The following is an 18,150-nucleotide window of genomic DNA, read 5'->3' on the forward strand; positions in this document are numbered from 1 at the left end:
CTATCGGGGCACGACCAGGGAGTACGCCGCGGGCTCGACCCGCCACGAGCGGTGCCGCTCGGGCCCGTAGATCTCGCCGTCGGCGCTGCACCAGAACTCCTCGCCCGACACCGACACCGTCGACGCGCGCAGGTAGGTCACGTCGTCGCGCTCCGGGTGCCGGCCGCTGACCAGCTTCGCGCCGTAGCCGAGTCGGGCGATCGGGCCGATCGCGCGCGAGACCATCACGTCGACCTTGCCGTCGCCCGGGTCGGCGTACGGCGTGAGCTCCGTGCCACCGCCGACGTTGGCGCCGTTGCCGACAGCGACCATGAGCACGGGCTGGTCGAGGTCGACCACGACCTCGCCGTCGACCTCCACCCGCACCCGGATGAACGGCGGCTTGACCGCGGCCGAGAGCGCGCCGATGGGGTAGCCGAGCCTGCCGAGGTTGACCTTGCCGACGCCGATCGCGTGCAGCCGGTCCTTCCACTTCGCGCCGCGCCGGCTGGCCTGGGCGCCCGCGCCGGCGTGGACGTGGTTGACCACGATCTCGCCCACCTCGTCGACGATGAGGTCCATCGGGCGCGGGCTGCCCTCGACGAGGACCTGCGCGGCCTCCTCGATGTCGAGCGGGATGTCGTTGGCGCGGGCGAAGTCGTTGCCGGTGCCGAGCGGCAGGATGCCGAGCACGGCGTTCTTGAGGTCGTTGCGGCGGTAGAGCGTGGTCACCACCGCGTGCAGGCTCCCGTCACCGCCCGCGACCACGATCCGCCGCGAGCCGGCGCGGTGCAGGGCGCTGTTGAGCTCGCCCGGGTCGGAGGTCGCCTGCACTTCGACCGAGGTGTGCGCGCGCAGCACGCCCAGGGCCGTCTGCAGCGATTCGTCGTCGGCGGTGCCGGCGTCGCTGTTGGTGATCACGAGAAGGGGATCCATCGGCGGTGACACTATCCTTTCGACACGTGCCAGCCATCGCGATCATCGGCGCCCAGTGGGGCGACGAGGGCAAGGGCAAGGCGACCGACGTCCTCGGCAGCCGCGTCGACTTCGTCGTGAAGTTCAACGGCGGCAACAACGCCGGCCACACCGTCGTCATCCGGTTGGGCGACACGGAGGAGAAGTACGCCCTCCACCTGCTGCCCAGCGGGATCCTCACCCCGGGCTGCACGCCGGTGATCGGCAACGGCGTCGTGGTCGACCTCGGCGTGCTCTTCGAGGAGATCGACGGGCTCGAGGAGCGCGGGGTGGACACCTCGCTGCTCAGGATCTCCGCGAGCGCCCATGTGATCGCGAGTTACAACAAGACCCTCGACAAGGTCACCGAGCGCTTCCTCGGCTCGCGCCGGCTCGGCACCACCGGCCGCGGGATCGGGCCGACCTACGCCGACAAGATGAACCGCATCGGGATCCGCGTCCAGGACCTCTTCGACGACAAGATCCTGCGCGCCAAGGTCGAGGGCGTCCTCGAGCTCAAGGGGCAGATCCTGACCAAGGTCTACAACCGCCGCGCGCCCGAGGTCGACGAGATCGTCGACGAGCTGGCGTCGTACGCCGACCGGCTCGCGCCGTACGTCGTCGACAGCGGGCTCCTGCTCAACCAGGCGCTCGACCGCGGCGAGACCGTCCTGCTCGAGGCCGGCCAGGCCACGCTCCTCGACGTCGACCACGGCACCTATCCGTTCGTGACCTCGTCGTCGGCGACGGCGGGCGGGGCGTGCACCGGCTCGGGCATCCCGCCGACCCGGCTCGACCGCGTGATCGGCATCGTGAAGGCGTACACGACGCGGGTCGGCGAGGGGCCGTTCCCGACCGAGCTCGACGACGACGCCGGCGAGCACCTGCGCAAGGTCGGCCAGGAGTACGGCACGACGACCGGCCGGCCACGGCGCTGCGGGTGGTACGACGCGGTCATCGCGCGCTACGCCGCGCGCGTCAACGGCGTCACCGACTTCGTGCTGACCAAGCTCGACGTGCTCACCGGCCTCGAGCAGGTGCCGGTCTGCGTGGCCTACGACGTCGACGGCACCCGCCACGACGAGATGCCGGTCAACCAGTCCGACTTCCACCACGCCGTCCCCGTCTACGAGTACCTGCCGGGCTGGTGGGAGGACATCTCCGAGGCGCGCACCGTCGAGGACCTGCCGGCCAACGCGCGGGCCTACGTCGAGCGCGTCGAGGAGCTCTCGGGCGCGCGGATCTCGGCGATCGGGGTCGGCCCGGCCCGTGACGCGACGATCGTCGTCCACGCTCTCCTCTAGCCCGCGCGCCCGCACCACCGCACCCCCGAGACGGGCCAGGCGACGTAGCCCACCTGGGTCATTTCGACCCAAGGGGCCGTCGTTGGTTAGTCGTTGTCGGCGACAACAGTTACCTTCGCTACGGCCCGCTCGGGCGGCCGACCTTCCGGTGAGGGAGCCGGAAAGGTCTCATCCCTCCTCCTCGAAGGGCTTCATCAGTCATGTCTCACCACCATCGACGGCTCGGCCGTCTCAGCGCCGGCACCGCCGTCGGCGCGCTCGTCACGGGTGGCCTGTTCCTGGCCGCGCCGTCGGCCCACGCCGCCGACGAGGTCGCGGTCGCCTCGCACACGGTCGACCTGACCGACACCCGCGCCACCGGTCACAACGAGTTCCGCACCGACGGCTCGGGCGTCCGGGTCTGGACCGAGGGTGCCACCTCCACCGACAAGGCCGCGGGCTACTTCGACGCCCACAAGCCGCTGGCCGCCATCGGCGAGCCGTCGATGACCTGGACGCCCAACGGCGCCAACACCGTCGTCCCCGGCAAGCAGCTCAAGGTCGACTTCGACAACGACGGCACCATCGACGGCATCCTCGTCGGTGAGCCCACCAAGCCCGACGGCTCGGTCCTCTACGGCAACGACTGGTGGCTCAACAACGCCGCCGCCCAGTTCGTCAAGGACGCCGCACCCTCGCACACCGGCGGCTTCGGCTCGGACAACCACGGCACCCTCGCCGAGTGGCGCACGGCGTTCCCCAACGCCGACGTGATCCAGGCCGGCTGGTCCCTCGGGTCCGGCGTCAAGGGCGACGGCGTCATCCACGCCTTCGTCATCGGCGGCCAGCCCTACTACTTCGTGAAGTCCGACGAGCCGACCACCATCGTGAAGTACGAGAGCGACGTCGACCTGTCCGAGACGCGCCCGGGCGGCCACAACGACTTCCGCGCCATCGGCGGGGTCCGGGTCCACACCGACAGCAACACCTCCCAGGACAAGGCGGCGGGCTACTTCCCGGCGCCGGTGGCCCTGGCCGACGCGGGTGAGCCGAGCATGGACCACACCTACTACAGCGGCACCAAGCCGAGCGTCCAGCTCGTCACCGACTTCAACGGCGACGGCACGTCCGACGGCATCCTCGTGGGCGAGACCATCTACGGCCACGACTGGTGGCTCAGCAACGGCTCGGCGCAGTTCGTCAAGGACGGCGCCCCGTCGCACACCGGCGGCTCCGGCTCGGAGAACCACGGGCTGCTCTCCGAGTGGCGCGCCAACTTCCCGAACGCCAAGATCGTGCTGGCCGGCTGGTCGCTCGGCTCGGGCGTCCAGGGTGACGGCGTCATCAACTCGATCACCGTCGGCCTGAGCCGGTTCACCTTCTCCGGCGCCAACCGCGCCCCGGTCGCGCCCGACCAGGCGGCGACGACCGCGGCCGGCACCAGCGTCCAGGTGACGCTGGCGGCGACCGACCCCGACGGTGACGCCCTCACCTTCACCTCGACCGACGGCACCGTGGCCGGCAACAAGCTGACCTACGCGGCGCCGAAGGACTTCGTCGGCACCAAGGTGCTGGGCTACACGGTCACCGACGGCAACGGCGGCAGCACCCACGGCACCGTCACCGTGACGGTCACCAAGGCCGCCTCGACGACCACGCTCAAGGTGAGCCCCCGCAAGGTGACGACCAAGAGCAAGCACGTCCGCGGCAAGGTCTCCGTGACCTCGACCGGTGTGGCGACCGGCGGCACGGTCGACCTGTTCGACGGTGACACCAAGATCGGCACCGGCGTCCTCGGCGCCAACGGCATGGTCAAGATCAAGGTGACCTCCACGCTGGCCAAGGGCAAGCACACGATCACGGCGGTCTTCGCCGGGACCGGCTCGACCCTCACCTCCGAGGCGTCGGTGGTCGTGAAGGTCAAGAACCACAAGAAGAAGAAGTAGTCCTCGCAGCCCAGCTGCTCACGAGCGCCCCGGTCCGCCACGTGCGGGCCGGGGCGCTCGGCGTCTCCGGCCCGACCCGCGTCACTAGATTGGCGTCGTGGTGACCCCCCTGAGCCCTCAGCGGGCCGTCGACCGGCTCCGTGCGACGTTCGGTGGGCCGGACGGGCACCGCACGCTCCACGCGAAGGGCCGGTTCTACACCGGCACGTTCACCGCGACCCCCGAGGCGACCACCCTGTGCCGGGCGGCGCACCTCGACGGCCGGCCGCACGAGGTCGTGGTCCGGTGGTCGAACGCCGGCGGGAACGCGCGGGTCCCCGACCCCGCGCCCGACATCCGCGGCATGGCGGTCAAGTTCCGCCAGCCCGACGGCACCGCCACCGACCTGCTCGGCCAGACCTCGCCGCGATTCCCGACCGACGACCCCGAGGTCTTCGTGCAGCTCACCGAGGCGGCGGCCAACCCCAGGCTGGCGCCGCTGCGGCTGCCGGTGTTCCTCGCGCGGCACCCGGGGACCCTCGGTGCGCTCCTCGCCGGGGCCCGCGCCCGCGCGGTCAGCTCACCCGTCAGCTTCGCCGAGGTGACCTTCTACCCGATCCACGCCTACGGCTGGCTCGACGCCGAGGGGCGCAGGTCGTGGGTGCGCTACGTCCTGCGGGCGACCGCGTCGAAGGCCGACCGCCTCGACGAGGACTTCGCGGGGCGCGACCGGCTGGCCGAGGAGATGGCGGCCCGGCTGCGCCGTGGTCCGGTCGTCCACGAGCTGTGGGTCCAGGTGGCGGGCGGGGGCCACGACCCGCACTCCGCGACCTCGGAGTGGAAGGGCTGCCGCGAGCTCCTCGCCGGCCGGATCGAGGTGACCGGCGAGCTGCCCGACCCTGAGGTCGGCGGCGTGCCGACCGTCTTCGACCCGACCCGGGTGGTCGACGGCATCGAGCTCTCCGACGACCCGATCCTGCGCTACCGGACCGGCGCCTACTCCGAGTCCGTGTCCCGGAGGGCCCGCCCGACCTCCTAGCCCGACCTCCTAGTCCGACCTCCTAGCCTTCACCCGTGAAGACCCTCGTGATCGGGACCGGTGGGCGCGAGCACGCCCTCGCGTGGGCGCTGGCGCGCGACCCCGGGGTGAGCGAGGTGCACGCCGCCCCCGGCAACCCCGGGATGGCCGCGGTCGCCACGCTCCACGAGGTCGACCCGCTGGACGGCGCGGCGGTCGCCGCGCTCGCCGCGTCGCTGGGCGTCGACCTGGTCGTGGTCGGTCCGGAGGCCCCGCTGGTGGCCGGCGTGGCAGATGCGGTCCGCGCCGCCGGCATCGCGGCGTTCGGGCCGTCGGCGCAGGCCGCCCAGCTCGAGGGCTCCAAGGCGTTCGCCAAGGAGGTCATGGACGCCGCGGGCGTCCCGACGGCCCGGGCGTTCGTGTGCCGGACGCTCGACGAGGCTGCCGCCGCGCTCGACGAGCTCGGTGCGCCGTACGTCGTGAAGGACGACGGCCTCGCGGCCGGCAAGGGCGTCGTGGTGACCGAGTCGCGCGAGGAGGCGCTCGCGCACGCGGCGGCCTGCGAGCGGCTGGTGGTGGAGGAGTACCTCGACGGCCCGGAGGTCTCGCTGTTCGCGCTGTGCGGCTGGAACGAGGCCGACGGCGCGACCGTCCGTCCGCTGCAGCCGGCCCAGGACTTCAAGCGCATCCACGACGGCGACGAGGGCCCCAACACCGGTGGCATGGGTGCCTACACCCCCCTGCCGTGGGCGCCGGCAGGCCTCGTCGACCAGCTGGTCGCGACCGTCCTGCAGCCCACGGTCGACGAGCTGGCCCGTCGAGGCACTCCGTTCACCGGGCTCCTCTACGCCGGCCTCGCCCTGACCTCCCGAGGCCTCCAGGTCGTGGAGTTCAACGCCAGGTTCGGCGACCCGGAGACCCAGCCGCTGCTGGCGCTGCTCGAGTCGCCGCTCGGTGAGCTGCTCCTGGCCGCCGCCACCGGCCGGCTGGCCGAGGTGCCGCCGCCGGTGTTCGCCGACGGCGCGGCGGTGGCCGTCGTGATGGCCAGCCGCGGCTACCCCGTGACCTCGTCGTCAGGCGACGTCATCACCGGCGTCGAGGCCGCCGAGTCCCTCGACGGCGTCCACGTCTTCCACGCCGGCACGGCCCTGCACGAGGGTGAGCTCGTCACGGCGGGCGGCCGCGTGCTGGCCGTGGTCGGCACCGGCCCCGACGTCGCGACCGCCCGCACCACGGCGTACGCCGGCGTCGACCGCATCTCCTTCGCGGGCGCCCAGCACCGCACCGACATCGCCGGCGCGGCGGCAGTTTCACCGGGTACCCGGTGAAACTGCCGCTTCCCGTAAGGAACTCCACCCGGCCAGGACCAGTTTCACCGGGTACCCGGTGAAACTGGCCGGGTCGGCTCCATGCGGGAGAATGGAGCCGTGACCGTCCCCAACGTCCTCGCCACGAGGTACGCCGGCGCCGATCTCGCCGAGATCTGGTCGCCCCAGCACAAGATCGTGCTCGAGCGGCGGCTGTGGATCGCGGTGCTGAGGGCGCAGCGCGACCTCGGGGTCGACGTGCCCGACGGGGTGGTCGAGGCCTACGAGGACGTCGTCGACAAGGTCGACCTCGACTCGATCGCCGCCCGCGAGCGGGTGACCCGCCACGACGTGAAGGCGCGGATCGAGGAGTTCAGCGCCCTGGCCGGACACGAGCACATCCACAAGGGCATGACCAGCCGCGACCTCACCGAGAACGTCGAGCAGCTCCAGGTCCGCCAGTCGCTGGTCCTGCTGCGCGACCGCACCGTGGCGGCGCTGGCCCGGCTCGCTCGGCTCGCGGCCGAGCACGAGACGCTCGTGATGGCCGGCCGCAGCCACAACGTCGCCGCGCAGGCGACCACGCTCGGCAAGCGGTTCGCGACCGTCGCCGACGAGCTGCTCATCGCGCTGCAGCGGCTCGAGGAGCTGCTCACGCGCTACCCGCTCCGTGGCATCAAGGGCCCGATGGGCACCGCGCAGGACATGCTCGACCTGCTCGGCGGCGACAGCGACCGGCTGGCCGAGCTCGAGCAGCGGGTGGCCGACCACCTCGGCTTCGACCGGGTGCTGACCAGCGTGGGTCAGGTCTACCCGCGCTCGCTCGACCTCGACGTCGTCTCGGCGCTCGTCCAGCTGGTCTCGGCGCCGTCCAACCTCGCCACCACGATCCGGCTGATGGCCGGCCAGGAGCTCGTCACCGAGGGGTTCGCGGAGGGCCAGGTCGGCTCGTCCGCGATGCCGCACAAGATGAACACCCGCTCCTGCGAGCGGGTCAACGGCCTCGCCGTGGTGCTCCGCGGCCACCTGTCGATGGTGAGCGAGCTGGCCGGCGACCAGTGGAACGAGGGTGACGTCTCCGACTCGGTCGTACGCCGGGTCGCCCTGCCCGACGCGTTCTTCGCGACCGACGGCCTGTTCCAGACCTTCCTCACCGTGCTCGACGAGTTCGGGGTCTTCCCGGCGGTGGTGCAGCGCGAGCTCGACCGCTACCTGCCGTTCCTCGCGACCACCAAGGTGCTGATGGCGGCGGTTCGCAACGGCGTGGGCCGCGAGGTCGCCCACGAGGCCATCAAGGAGGCCGCGGTCGGGGTCGCGCTCGACCTGCGGCAGGGCGCCGCCGACAACGACGTGCTCGCCCGCCTCGCCGCCGACGCCCGGCTCGGCCTGACCGAGGACCAGCTCGACGTCCTCGTCGCCGAGCCGATCTCGTTCACCGGAGCGGCGGTCGCGCAGACCCAGGAGGTCGTCCGCCGGGTGGCCGAGGTGACGAGCCGGCACCCCGAGGCCGCGGCGTACGTGCCGGGCAGCATCGTCTAGGCCACGGCCTAGCCGCCCTCGACCCTCCGGAAGTCCTCGCAGTCGAGGCGCAGCAGCCAGAAGTGCGACTTGGGCGCGAAGTAGATCGCGCCGAACGACGCACCCGCGCGGCACGAGGCGCTGGCGCGCTCGTAGCCGGGCTTGAACGCCGGTCCGTGCGACCGGTAGGTCCGGCCGACGTCGAAGTGCGCAAGGCAGAGCACGGCCACCGCGACCACGAGAGCGGGCACCACCAGCCGGCGGCAGGGGAGCCGCGTGGGCAGGCGGTCGGCCCCGACGACCGCGGTGGCGAGGAGGAACATCGTCGACACGAGCCCGTAGCGCAGCGGCGCCTGCTTGCCGAGCCGGTGCAGGGTGACGGTGCCCGGCTGCGCGACGTGGTTGAGCCAGTAGCCGATCACGAACGGCACCACGGCCCCGACCAGGCAGAAGGCGACCACCACCAGGTCGCGCCGAGCGCTCGGTCGCCCCCGGCGCAGCCGGACGATCGTCGTGGCGACGAGCGCGCCCGCGATCAGCACGAACGGCACGCAGGCGAGCACCACCATCGGCCAGGTGTCGAAGGCCGTGGCCCGGATGCCGTGGAACTTGGGCAGCCACGCCGGGACCACGACGTGCACCGGGTAGGCCTGGACGAGGTCGTGGAGGTCGGGCGGGCGGCCGTAGGGCTCGGTGCGCGGGCTGGTCACGGTGGCGACGACCTGGGCGGCCACCCCCAGCAACAGCCCGGCCACCACCGGGAGGCGGTACCTGCTGCGCGCGTCGACCAGCACCAGCGGGACGAACATCGCGACCTGGATCTCGGTGAGCCCGGCGAGGAGCGCGACCACGCCGAGCGCGAAGCCGCTCAGCCACCGGGTGGGCGCGGCCATCAGCAGCCACGGCGCGAGCCACAGGAAGTACCAGTGCAGGTTCGCCGCGTTGCCGGCCACCTCGATCGGCGCCGCCGGCACCAGCACCGTGATCGCGGCCAGCACCAGCCTGGCTGCGAGGTGGTCGACCACCGAGCCGCTGCAGACGAACACGAGGGCGCCGACCAGCCCGGCCACCACGCACGACGCGAGCGTGATCCCGATGACGACGTCGGGGAACGGCGCCACCCAGAGCACCACCTGGGTGACCAGGCGCGGGACGACGTGCAGGTAGCCGGCGTACGGGTCGAACAGGCTCGACCACAGGCCCTGCTCCACCCCGTCCTGGACGAACTGCCGGTCGTCGGCCCAGCCGGTCCCGCGCGTGGTGCCGTCGAGCCGCAGCCACGCCACGGCGGTGAACACCACGGCCAGCAGCACCGCGAGGGCGGCCGTGCGCCGCGTCGAGGACGAGCGCGCGTGCGAGCCCCTCCCCGGTGCGGCGGCGGTGCTGGTCATGGGTACACGGTGCCCCGTGCGGGCCGGTCTTCGCGCGATCCCGGGCCGGTGCGCCGTGCGGGAGGATGACCCGATGACCGTGCAACGCACCCCGCGCTGCCGGACATGTGACTGACGTGGGCCCTCCTCCCGAGCGACCGAGTCTCGACGAGCGCGAGCGCGCGTTCCGGGAGCTGTACGCCGCCCACTTCGACGCGGTGCTCGGCTATGCGCTGCGCCGCGTCGAGCGGGCCGCGGACGCCGGTGACGTCACCGCCGACACGTTCCTCGTCGCGTGGCGGAGGCTGGCGTACGCGCCGCAAGGCCCGGACGTGCGCCCGTGGCTGTACGGCGTTGCCCGCCGGGTGCTCGCCAACCATCGCCGCGGTGAGCGCCGCCGCACCGCGCTGGGCGAACGGCTCCGCCGCGAGCTGAGCGCCCACGTCCCCGACGCGAGCAACGAGGTGGTGCAGCGGGAGGACGTCACCGCGGCGATGGGGCGGCTCAGCGCCCGCGACCAGGAGGTGCTCGAGCTGCACCTGTGGGAGGGGCTCGAGTCGCGCGAGATCGCCGAGGTGCTCGGGCTGAGCGGCGCCGTCGTCCGACCCCGGCTCTCGCGCGCGCGGACCCGCCTGCGCGAGCTGCTGGGCCACGATCCCTGCGGCCACGCGTGCAACGACGCCTGCAACGACCCGGGACCGCCCGGACATCACCACTCCGACAGACCGATCGAGCTCACCCGGAAGGAGCGCTAGCCATGATCCCGAAGCTGACCGACGACGCGGTCTCCAGGCTCCCGCTCGGGTCCGGGCGGGCCGAGCTCCTGGAGGAGATCATGACCACCGTCGCACCCGACCGCCGGACCGAAGCCACGCCCCCGCGCGCCTCGCGCCGTACCCGCTGGACGGCGCCGCTGGCCGCCGCGGCGGTCGTCGCCGGCCTCGCCGGCGGCACGGTGTGGTGGCAGCAGCACGGCACCACCGAGCCGCCGGGCCGCGAGACCTCCATGGCCGCCCGGCTCGGCCTCGGCGAGGGCCAGGCGGTGGTGCTCGACGCGCCCGGGTGGCACTACGACGGGCTGGGCGACGGCGTGCGCTGGAGCAACGGCGACGCCTCGCTCGAGATCACGACGTACGCCGCGAAGGACTACGACTCCTACGTGAGGGACCGCGAGTACATCGTCGACCCGCCCGCGCCCGGCGACCCGATCGAGGTGCTCGGCCGGCCCGCCCAGATGTGGGCCTACTCCCCAACCGACCACACCGCCATCCGCGAGGTCGTCAACGGCCGCTGGATGGAGCTGCGCGCCGACGGTGTCGACCGCGCCGGCTACCTCGCGCTCCTCGGCAAGCTCCGCCTGACCACGGACGCGGAGTTCGACGCCTCGCTCCCCGACGGCTACGTCACCGTGGCGGAGCGGCAGGCCACCGCCGAACGGATCCTGCAGGACATCGAGGGCGTCTCCGGAGCCGCGCTCCCGCCCGGCCGGTTCGCGTCGTTCGTGGACGGCGAGGCGGAGGACCGCTACCAGTTCGGCGTCGAGGTGGCCGGCGCCTACGCGTGTGCCTGGATCGAAGCGTTCGAGAACGCCGTCACCCACCACCAGCCGGCGCTCGCGGACGAGGCGGCCCGGGTGCTCGGCACTTCGCGGCAGTGGCCGATCCTCGTCGAGATGGACGCCGAGGGCGACTACCCCGAGGTGGTCTGGGAGCTGGGCGACGGCGTGGCCGCAGGAAAGGTCCCGGACTGGTACCGCGAGGGGCTCGGCTGCCCCTGACGCGGCACCGGGCTTCGGCCCGCCGGTTAGGTTGGCACGTATGACGCAGGCCTATCGCGCCGACGGCGGCGCGGGTGACCGAGCCGAGATGGTCGACTGGGACCTCGCCGTGCGGATCGGCGGCCGGCTCGCCGGCGAGGGGCCGAGCGTCGGGCGCGACGAGGCACCTGCCATCGTCGAGGAGCTCCGGGCGGGCGCGGAGCGGTCGACCGGGCTGGTGCGCGAGTTCACCGGACTGACCGCGCGCGAGCACTCCGCGCCGGTGCTGGTCGTCGACCGGGCCGGCTGGGTGCAGGCGAACGCCGACGCGTTCTCGACCCTGCTGGCGCCCGTCGTCGACAAGCTCACGCAGAAGAAGCCGCCGACCGGGCTCAGCGCGGCCGTCGGCTCCAAGATCACCGGCGCCGAGGTCGGCGGGGTGCTGGGCTTCCTGGCCTCGAAGGTGCTGGGCCAGTTCGACCCGTTCCACGAGCCCGACGGCCGGCTCCTGCTCGTCGCCCCCAACATCGTGCACGTCGAGCGCGAGCTCGGGGCCGACCCGCACGACTTCCGCCTCTGGGTCTGCCTGCACGAGGAGACCCACCGAGTCCAGTTCACCGCCGTCCCGTGGATGCGCGGCCACCTGTTCGGCAAGATCCAGGAGTTCGCCGAGACCATGGAGCCCTCGGGCCTGCTCGAGGACGGCCTCGGCCGGGTGCTCGAGGGGCTCAGGAACGCCCGCTCGGGGGGCTCCGGCGGCGGCAGCCTCCTCGACGTGGTCGGGACGCCGGAGCAGAAGGCGCTGCTCGACGGGCTCACCGGCGTGATGTCGCTGCTCGAGGGCCACGCCGACGTCGTCATGGACGGCGTGGGCCCGACCGTCATCCCGTCCGTCGCCCAGATCCGGGCCAAGTTCACCGAGCGCCGCAAGGGCGTCGGCGTGCTCGACCGCTTCCTTCGCCGGGTGCTCGGGCTCGACGCCAAGATGGCGCAGTACCGCGACGGCGCGGCGTTCGTCCGCTCGGTCGCCGACAAGGCCGGGATGTCCGGCTTCAACGTGGTCTGGGAGCAGCCCGAGCACCTGCCGACCCGTGCCGAGATCTCCGATCCCGACGCCTGGATGGCGCGCGTGCTGCGGACGTGACCGTGGCTCGGACCCGTCGGGGTAACTCACCGTTCGGTCAGCTTGTGCACCGTCACGACGGCAGGGGAGCTGACCGAACGGTGAGTTACCCCCGCGCGGAGGCGGCGCGAGCGTGAGCCTCCACCCGTCGCTGGCGGCGGTCCGGGTCGCCGTACGCCGGACCCTCGCGGCTCTGCTCGCCGAGCAACCGGGCGGCGCGCCGGCCCCGGAGGCCGCCGTGCTGGTGGCCTGCTCGGGCGGGCCCGACTCCCTGGCGCTGCTGTCCGCGACCGTGTTCGAGGGCCACAAGCTGGGCCTGCGCGTGATCGGGGCGACCGTCGACCACGGCCTCCAGGACGACTCGGCGGCGCACGCCGCGCGGGTCGTCGAGCAGATGGCCGGTCTCGGAGCCGACGAGACCGCGACGGCGCGGGTCGAGGTGCAGGGCGGCGGGCAGGGGCCCGAGGCCGCGGCCCGCGAGGCGAGGTACGCCGTGCTCGACCAGCTGGCCGAGCACTTCGGCGCGATCGGGGTGCTGCTCGGTCACACGCTCGACGACCAGGCGGAGACCGTGCTGCTGGGTCTCACCCGGGGCTCGGGCGGGCGCTCGCTGGCGGGCATGCGGCGCAGCTTCGGCCCCTATCGCCGGCCGCTGCTCGACGTGACCCGCACCGACACGGTGACCGCCTGCCAGGTCGAGGGCATCGAGTACTGGAACGACCCGCACAACCTCGACCCGGCGTACGCCCGGGTGCGCGTGCGCCGCAAGGTGCTCCCCCTCCTCGAGGACGAGCTCGGGCCCGGCGTGACCGGTGCCCTGGCCCGCACCGCCGACCAGCTGCGCGCCGACATGGAGCTCCTCGACCGGCTCGCCGAGGAGGCGTACGCCGACCTCGTCGACCCCGAGGGCATCGAGGTCGCGGCGCTGGCCGAGCTGCCCCGGGCGACCCGGTCGCGGGTGCTCCGGCTGGCCGCGCTCGACGCGGGTGCGACGGGCGCCGAGCTGTTCCACGTCCACGTCGCCGCCCTCGGCCACCTGGTGGCCTCCCACACCGGCGGCGCGGAGACCCAGCTGCCCGGTCACGTGACGGCGTACCTCTCCTCCGGGGGACGGAACGGTCGGCTGCGGTTCCGGCCGACGGCTGTGCAAGGCTGACCGCCATGCACGCAGCCGACGTGGAGTCCGATCTCGTCGAGGTTCTCTACACCGAGGCCCAGATCCAGGAGCGGCTCGGCGAGCTCGCCCGTCAGATCGAGGCCGACTACGAGGGCAGGGACCTGCTCATCGTCGGGATCCTGCGCGGTGCGGTGATGGTGATGGCGGACCTGGCGCGCTCGTTCTCGCGGCACGTCGAGATGGACTGGATGGCGATCTCGTCCTACGGCTCCGGCACCAAGTCGAGCGGCGTCGTGCGGATCCTCAAGGACCTCGACACCGACATCAGCGGCCGCGACGTGATCATCGTCGACGAGATCATCGACACCGGCCTGACCCTGTCGTGGCTGACGTCCAACCTCGGCTCGCGCGACCCCGCCAGCGTCGAGATCTGCACCCTGCTGCGCAAGCCCGAGGCGCTCACCATGCCCGTCGACGTGAAGTACGTCGGCTGGGACATCCCCAACGAGTTCGTCGTCGGCTACGGCCTCGACTACCGCGAGCGCTACCGCAACCTGCGCGACATCGGCACGCTCGCCCCCCACGTCTACGGGGGTTGAGGCCGGCTGAGGCCGCCTGAGGCCGGCTGGGGCTGGCTGAGGCGCGAGCCTGAACGCAGCCTGAGGATCCGTCCGCGCTCAGCGAACGGGTCGTCGTCGCCTCGCCGGATCGCGAGTCACCTGAGACACTTGACATTCGCGGCGGTCTGTACCGTCGTACCTCCAGGTGTCCGTCGTTGAGAGAAGTCCGTGAAGCGCATCTTCAAGGGTCCACTGATCTGGATCGTCGTCGCGGTGGTCGGCGTGCTCATCGCCATGCAGTTCCTGATCAGCTCAGGTGGCGGCGACGAGATCAGCTCGTCGCAGATGAGCGAGTACATCTCCAGCGGCGAGGTCAAGGACATCACCTTCGTCGACGGTGACCAGGTCATCAAGGCCACGCTCGACGACAGCGTCGACCGCGACGGCGGGCGCGAGGTCACCACGAAGTACCTCAGCGGCACCCAGCGCGGGCTGTTCAACGCCGCCCAGAAGCAGTTCCGCGACGGCAACATCGAGAAGGTCACCGTCGACGTCTCGCGGCCGGGCCTGCTGAGCTCGCTGCTGTTCTCGATCCTGCCGATCATCGTGCTGATCGTGATCTTCATCTGGCTGATGAACTCCATGCAGGGCGGCGGCGGCCGCGGCGTCATGCAGTTCGCCAAGTCCAAGGCCAAGCTGATCTCCAAGGACATGCCGAAGACGACGTTCGCCGACGTCGCCGGCTGCGACGAGGCGATCGAGGAGCTCGGCGAGATCAAGGAGTTCCTCCAGGAGCCCGCGAAGTTCCAGGCGGTCGGCGCCAAGATCCCCAAGGGCGTGCTGCTGTACGGCGCCCCGGGCACCGGCAAGACGCTGCTCGCCCGCGCCGTGGCCGGCGAGGCCGGCGTGCCGTTCTACTCGATCTCCGGCTCCGACTTCGTCGAGATGTTCGTCGGCGTCGGCGCCTCGCGGGTGCGCGACCTGTTCGAGCAGGCCAAGGAGAACGCCCCGGCGATCGTGTTCATCGACGAGATCGACGCGGTCGGTCGCCACCGCGGCACCGGCATGGGCGGCGGCCACGACGAGCGCGAGCAGACGCTCAACCAGCTGCTGGTCGAGATGGACGGCTTCGACGTGCGCGGCGGCGTGATCCTCATCGCGGCCACCAACCGTCCCGACGTCCTCGACCCGGCGCTGCTGCGCCCGGGCCGCTTCGACCGGCAGATCCAGGTCGACGCGCCCGACCTGGCCGGCCGCGAGCAGATCCTCAAGGTCCACTCGCGCGGCAAGCCGCTCGCCAAGGACGTCCAGCTGATCTCGGTCGCTCGGCGTACCCCCGGCTTCAGCGGCGCCGACCTCGCCAACGTGCTCAACGAGGCCGCGCTGCTCACCGCGCGCACCAACCAGAAGCAGATCACGATGGAGACCCTCGACGAGGCCATCGACCGCGTGATCGCCGGCCCGCAGCGCCGCACCCGCCTGATGAGCGAGAAGGAGAAGCTCATCACGGCCTACCACGAGGGCGGCCACGCGCTCGTCGCGGCGGCGCTCCCGGGCAACGACCCGGTGCACAAGGTGACGATCCTGCCGCGTGGGCGGGCGCTGGGCTACACGATGGTGCTGCCCGACTCCGACAAGTACTCCCAGCCGCGCTCGCAGATGCTCGACCAGCTCGCCTACATGCTCGGCGGCCGGGCAGCGGAGGAGCTGATCTTCCACGACCCGACCACGGGTGCCGGCAACGACATCGAGAAGGCCACGTCGGTGGCGCGGGCGATGGTCACCCAGTACGGCATGACCGAGCGGCTCGGCGCGATCAAGCTGGGCGACTCCAACTCCGAGCCGTTCCTCGGCCGCGACCTCGGCCACGCGCGCAACTACTCCGAGGAGGTCGCCGGCATCGTCGACGAGGAGACCAAGAAGCTCCTCAACACGGCGCACCAGGAGGCCTTCGACATCCTCGAGGAGAACCGCGACGTCCTCGACGCGCTGGTCCTCGAGCTGCTCGACAAGGAGACGCTCGACAAGGAGCAGATCGCGAAGGTCTTCGAGCCGCTGCGGCGCCGCCCCGAGCGGCCCGCGTGGACGGGCTCGCCCGACCGGCGTCCCTCCACGATCCCGGCGGTCGAGATCCCCGAGGAGATCCGGGCGCGGGCGGCGGTCAACGGCTACGCACCCGGGTCGAACGGCGCCAACGGCTCCGGCCCCGAGAGCGAGGGTGGCGTCGTGGTCACCCCGCCCGGCGCCGGCGGCGACGTCCACGGCGCCCCCCCGGTCGGCGGCGGCGAGGCCCCCACGCCTCCTGCACCTGGCGGCTCCGGACCGACGTGACCGAGGCTTCCCGCGCGCCTGCCGACGTACCGGCGTTCGACCACGAGCGCGCGGCGGCCGCCGTCCGCGAGCTGCTCATCGCGATCGGCGAGGACCCCGACCGCGAGGGGCTCCGCGACACCCCGGCCCGCGTCGCACGCGCCTACGAGGAGCTGACCGCCGGGCTGCGCCAGGCACCCGAGGACGTGCTGACCACCGTCTTCGACCTCGGCCACGACGAGATGGTGCTGGTCCGCGACATCGAGCTCTGGTCGATGTGCGAGCACCACCTGGTGCCGTTCACCGGCGTGGCCCACGTCGGCTACATCCCCTCCGGCACCGGCCGGATCACCGGCCTGTCCAAGCTGGCCCGGCTCGTCGACGTCTACGCCAAGCGCCCTCAGGTCCAGGAGCGGCTGACGACCCAGGTCGCCGACGCCCTGATGGAGATCCTCCAGGCCCGCGGCGTGATCGTGGTGATCGAGGCCGAGCACCTCTGCATGACCATGCGCGGGGTCAAGAAGGCCGGCGCCCGCACCATCACCTCCGCGGTCCGCGGCTCCTTCCGCACCAACGCCACCACCCGCAACGAGGCCATGGCGCTCATCCACCGCAACGGCTGAAGGTCGACCGCCGCACGTCAGGGGGAGCGGTGGGTGAGCAACCGGTCTCCACAGCGGGGCGATGGCGTAGCAACGTCCGTCCCTGTGCACACCCGTTGCCCACCCACCGCCACCTCGGCGAGGCTGGCCATCATGACCACGCTGTACGACGCGATGGGCGGGGCCGACGCCGTGCTGGCGGTCGCGCACCACTGGCACGAGCGGGTGCTCGCCGACCCGGTGGTGAGCCACGCGTTTCGCCACGGGTTCCGCGACGACCACACCGAGCGGCTGGCGGCGTACTGGGCCGAGGTCCTCGGCGGGCCGACGACGTTCTCGGCGTCCATGGGCACCGAGGCCGATGTCGTGCGTCGGCACAGCGGCAACGGCCCCCACGCGGAGATGGACCGGCGCGCGGTCGAGTGCTTCGCGCGGGCGCTCGAGGACGCCGGCGTGCCCGACCAGCACCGCGAGGCGCTGGTGAGCTGGTTCCGCGGCGCCAACGAGTACGTCAACCACCACTTCGCGTCGCCTGACGACGTGCCCGACGGGCTGCCGATGCCGGTGGTGGACGGGTCGGCTCCCGTCGAGTGACCCGTTCTGCACGTCTGGGAGCGCTCCCGGGGACCACCTGGGGTCACTCGACGCCAAACGACGCACCTCAGAACTCGTAGCCCAGCTCCGCGATCGGCGCCGCGAACAGCTCGGCCACCCGCTCGCGGGACGCGTCGTCGTAGTAGGAGCGGTACGACGCCGCGCGCGGCCGGGTGCCGCCCTTGGCGTGCGGCAGGTCGGGTGCGCCGGGGAGGCCGAGCTCGGACCACAGCACCGCCAGCTCGGCGTCGAGCGCCTCGTAGCGCAGCACGCGGTCGACGGCGACCTCGCCCTTGATGCGGTAGATCCGCTGGTTCTTCGTCGCGAACGTCGTGACCGCCTCCGAGGCGACGTACAAGCCGAACGGCACCTCCGCGCCGGGCGCGGCGTCGCGGTTGCGCCAGTGGTAGAGCGAGACCACGGCGTCCCAGGGGTTCCGCTCGACGGCGAAGGAGAGGTAGGACTCGAACTTCTTGCGCCCCAGCATCTTGCGAACCATCGAGACCGGCATGTGGTTGAACGCGCTGCGCTCCAGGTGCGGCGGCGACTCGTAGTGCTGCGGACCCCGGCCGCCGTGCGCGCGGCGGAGCTCCTCGTCCTCGTCGATCACGGGCGTGATCACGTCGTCCGCGCCGCAGACCCGCGACAGCGCGATCTCGACGGACGTGCCCGCGGTCTTGCGGGTCTTCATGAACACGAACCCGTGCTCGTGGGAGACGATCACCGGCCCAACA

Annotated in this window: 16 protein-coding genes; 13 read left to right on the forward strand and 3 right to left on the reverse strand. The window is 72.3% G+C overall.

Going from position 1 to position 18,150, the window contains the following annotated elements; translation table 11 throughout:
- On the reverse strand, nt 1–915 hold the full coding sequence (locus G514_RS0109340; RefSeq protein ID WP_028651534.1) for a diacylglycerol/lipid kinase family protein: 915 nt from the start codon (nt 913–915) through the stop codon (nt 1–3).
- 26 nt (nt 916–941) lie between these two features.
- Here G514_RS0109340 and G514_RS0109345 point away from each other — a divergent pair, with 26 nt between their 5' ends.
- The 5 genes from G514_RS0109345 to purB all read left to right on the forward strand — a co-directional run bounded on the left by G514_RS0109345 (nt 942) and on the right by purB (nt 8,005).
- Nucleotides 942–2,237, forward strand: a complete 1,296-nt coding sequence (locus G514_RS0109345; RefSeq protein WP_028651535.1) for an adenylosuccinate synthase — start codon at nt 942–944, stop codon at nt 2,235–2,237.
- A 200-nt stretch (nt 2,238–2,437) separates the two neighbouring features.
- The gene (locus G514_RS0109350; RefSeq protein ID WP_028651536.1) at nt 2,438–4,162 is read left to right on the forward strand and encodes an Ig-like domain-containing protein; all 1,725 of its coding nucleotides are present in this window, start codon (nt 2,438–2,440) and stop codon (nt 4,160–4,162) included.
- 97 nt (nt 4,163–4,259) lie between these two features.
- Nucleotides 4,260–5,180, forward strand: a complete 921-nt coding sequence (locus G514_RS0109355; protein ID WP_051247213.1) for a catalase — start codon at nt 4,260–4,262, stop codon at nt 5,178–5,180.
- Nucleotides 5,181–5,215: 35 nt separating this feature from the next.
- The gene (gene purD / locus G514_RS0109360; protein WP_028651538.1) at nt 5,216–6,487 is read left to right on the forward strand and encodes a phosphoribosylamine--glycine ligase; all 1,272 of its coding nucleotides are present in this window, start codon (nt 5,216–5,218) and stop codon (nt 6,485–6,487) included.
- Nucleotides 6,488–6,586: 99 nt separating this feature from the next.
- On the forward strand, nt 6,587–8,005 hold the full coding sequence (gene purB, locus G514_RS0109365) for an adenylosuccinate lyase (RefSeq protein ID WP_028651539.1): 1,419 nt from the start codon (nt 6,587–6,589) through the stop codon (nt 8,003–8,005).
- An 8-nt stretch (nt 8,006–8,013) separates the two neighbouring features.
- On the opposite strand, the gene G514_RS0109370 is transcribed toward purB, so the two are convergent.
- Nucleotides 8,014–9,375 carry a hypothetical protein gene (locus G514_RS0109370; protein WP_028651540.1) on the reverse strand — a complete coding sequence of 454 codons (1,362 nt, stop codon included), beginning with the start codon at nt 9,373–9,375 and terminating at the stop codon, nt 8,014–8,016.
- A 116-nt stretch (nt 9,376–9,491) separates the two neighbouring features.
- On the opposite strand from G514_RS0109370, the gene G514_RS25860 reads away from it, so the two are divergent.
- From G514_RS25860 to G514_RS25875, 8 genes are all read left to right on the forward strand, one after another.
- Nucleotides 9,492–10,109, forward strand: a complete 618-nt coding sequence (locus tag G514_RS25860) for an RNA polymerase sigma factor (protein WP_084151940.1) — start codon at nt 9,492–9,494, stop codon at nt 10,107–10,109.
- Between the two features lie 2 nt (nt 10,110–10,111).
- A complete protein-coding gene (locus G514_RS0109380) occupies nt 10,112–11,131 on the forward strand; it encodes a hypothetical protein (protein ID WP_028651541.1) in 1,020 nt (339 codons plus the stop codon).
- A gap of 40 nt (nt 11,132–11,171) precedes the next feature.
- Nucleotides 11,172–12,254, forward strand: coding sequence for a zinc-dependent metalloprotease (locus G514_RS0109385; RefSeq protein WP_245582155.1), 1,083 nt, complete (start codon nt 11,172–11,174; stop codon nt 12,252–12,254).
- Nucleotides 12,255–12,366: 112 nt separating this feature from the next.
- Nucleotides 12,367–13,389, forward strand: coding sequence for a tRNA lysidine(34) synthetase TilS (tilS, locus tag G514_RS25865; RefSeq protein WP_084151942.1), 1,023 nt, complete (start codon nt 12,367–12,369; stop codon nt 13,387–13,389).
- Nucleotides 13,390–13,394: 5 nt separating this feature from the next.
- Nucleotides 13,395–13,949: a hypoxanthine phosphoribosyltransferase gene (gene hpt, locus G514_RS0109395; protein WP_028651543.1), complete on the forward strand. Its 555-nt coding sequence runs from the start codon at nt 13,395–13,397 to the stop codon at nt 13,947–13,949.
- Nucleotides 13,950–14,138: 189 nt separating this feature from the next.
- The gene (gene ftsH, locus G514_RS0109400) at nt 14,139–16,241 is read left to right on the forward strand and encodes an ATP-dependent zinc metalloprotease FtsH (RefSeq protein ID WP_028651544.1); all 2,103 of its coding nucleotides are present in this window, start codon (nt 14,139–14,141) and stop codon (nt 16,239–16,241) included.
- Nucleotides 16,238–16,843, forward strand: coding sequence for a GTP cyclohydrolase I FolE (gene folE, locus G514_RS25870; RefSeq protein ID WP_036564326.1), 606 nt, complete (start codon nt 16,238–16,240; stop codon nt 16,841–16,843). The genes ftsH and folE overlap by 4 nt, the downstream gene beginning before the upstream one ends.
- Nucleotides 16,844–16,975: 132 nt before the next feature.
- Nucleotides 16,976–17,416 (forward strand): globin domain-containing protein, encoded by a 441-nt coding sequence (locus G514_RS25875; protein WP_036564329.1) that lies wholly within the window; start codon nt 16,976–16,978, stop codon nt 17,414–17,416.
- Nucleotides 17,417–17,483: 67 nt separating this feature from the next.
- Here the strand turns inward: G514_RS25875 and G514_RS25880 are convergent, their stop codons facing one another.
- Nucleotides 17,484–18,140, reverse strand: a complete 657-nt coding sequence (locus G514_RS25880) for a sulfotransferase family 2 domain-containing protein (protein ID WP_051247215.1) — start codon at nt 18,138–18,140, stop codon at nt 17,484–17,486.
- Nucleotides 18,141–18,150 lie beyond the last annotated feature (10 nt).

The organism is Nocardioides halotolerans DSM 19273, from assembly GCF_000422805.1.
Taxonomy (GTDB): Bacteria; Actinomycetota; Actinomycetes; order Propionibacteriales; family Nocardioidaceae; genus Nocardioides; species Nocardioides halotolerans.

Coding starts and splice junctions, on each gene's coding strand:
- G514_RS0109340 (WP_028651534.1), bottom strand. CDS start 915: ATGGATCCCCTTCTCGTGATCACCAACAGCGACGCCGGCACCGCCGAC.
- G514_RS0109350 (WP_028651536.1), top strand. CDS start 2,438: ATGTCTCACCACCATCGACGGCTCGGCCGTCTCAGCGCCGGCACCGCC.
- G514_RS0109370 (WP_028651540.1), bottom strand. CDS start 9,375: ATGACCAGCACCGCCGCCGCACCGGGGAGGGGCTCGCACGCGCGCTCG.
- G514_RS0109380 (WP_028651541.1), top strand. CDS start 10,112: ATGATCCCGAAGCTGACCGACGACGCGGTCTCCAGGCTCCCGCTCGGG.
- G514_RS0109385 (WP_245582155.1), top strand. CDS start 11,172: ATGACGCAGGCCTATCGCGCCGACGGCGGCGCGGGTGACCGAGCCGAG.
- hpt (WP_028651543.1), top strand. CDS start 13,395: ATGCACGCAGCCGACGTGGAGTCCGATCTCGTCGAGGTTCTCTACACC.
- G514_RS25875 (WP_036564329.1), top strand. CDS start 16,976: ATGACCACGCTGTACGACGCGATGGGCGGGGCCGACGCCGTGCTGGCG.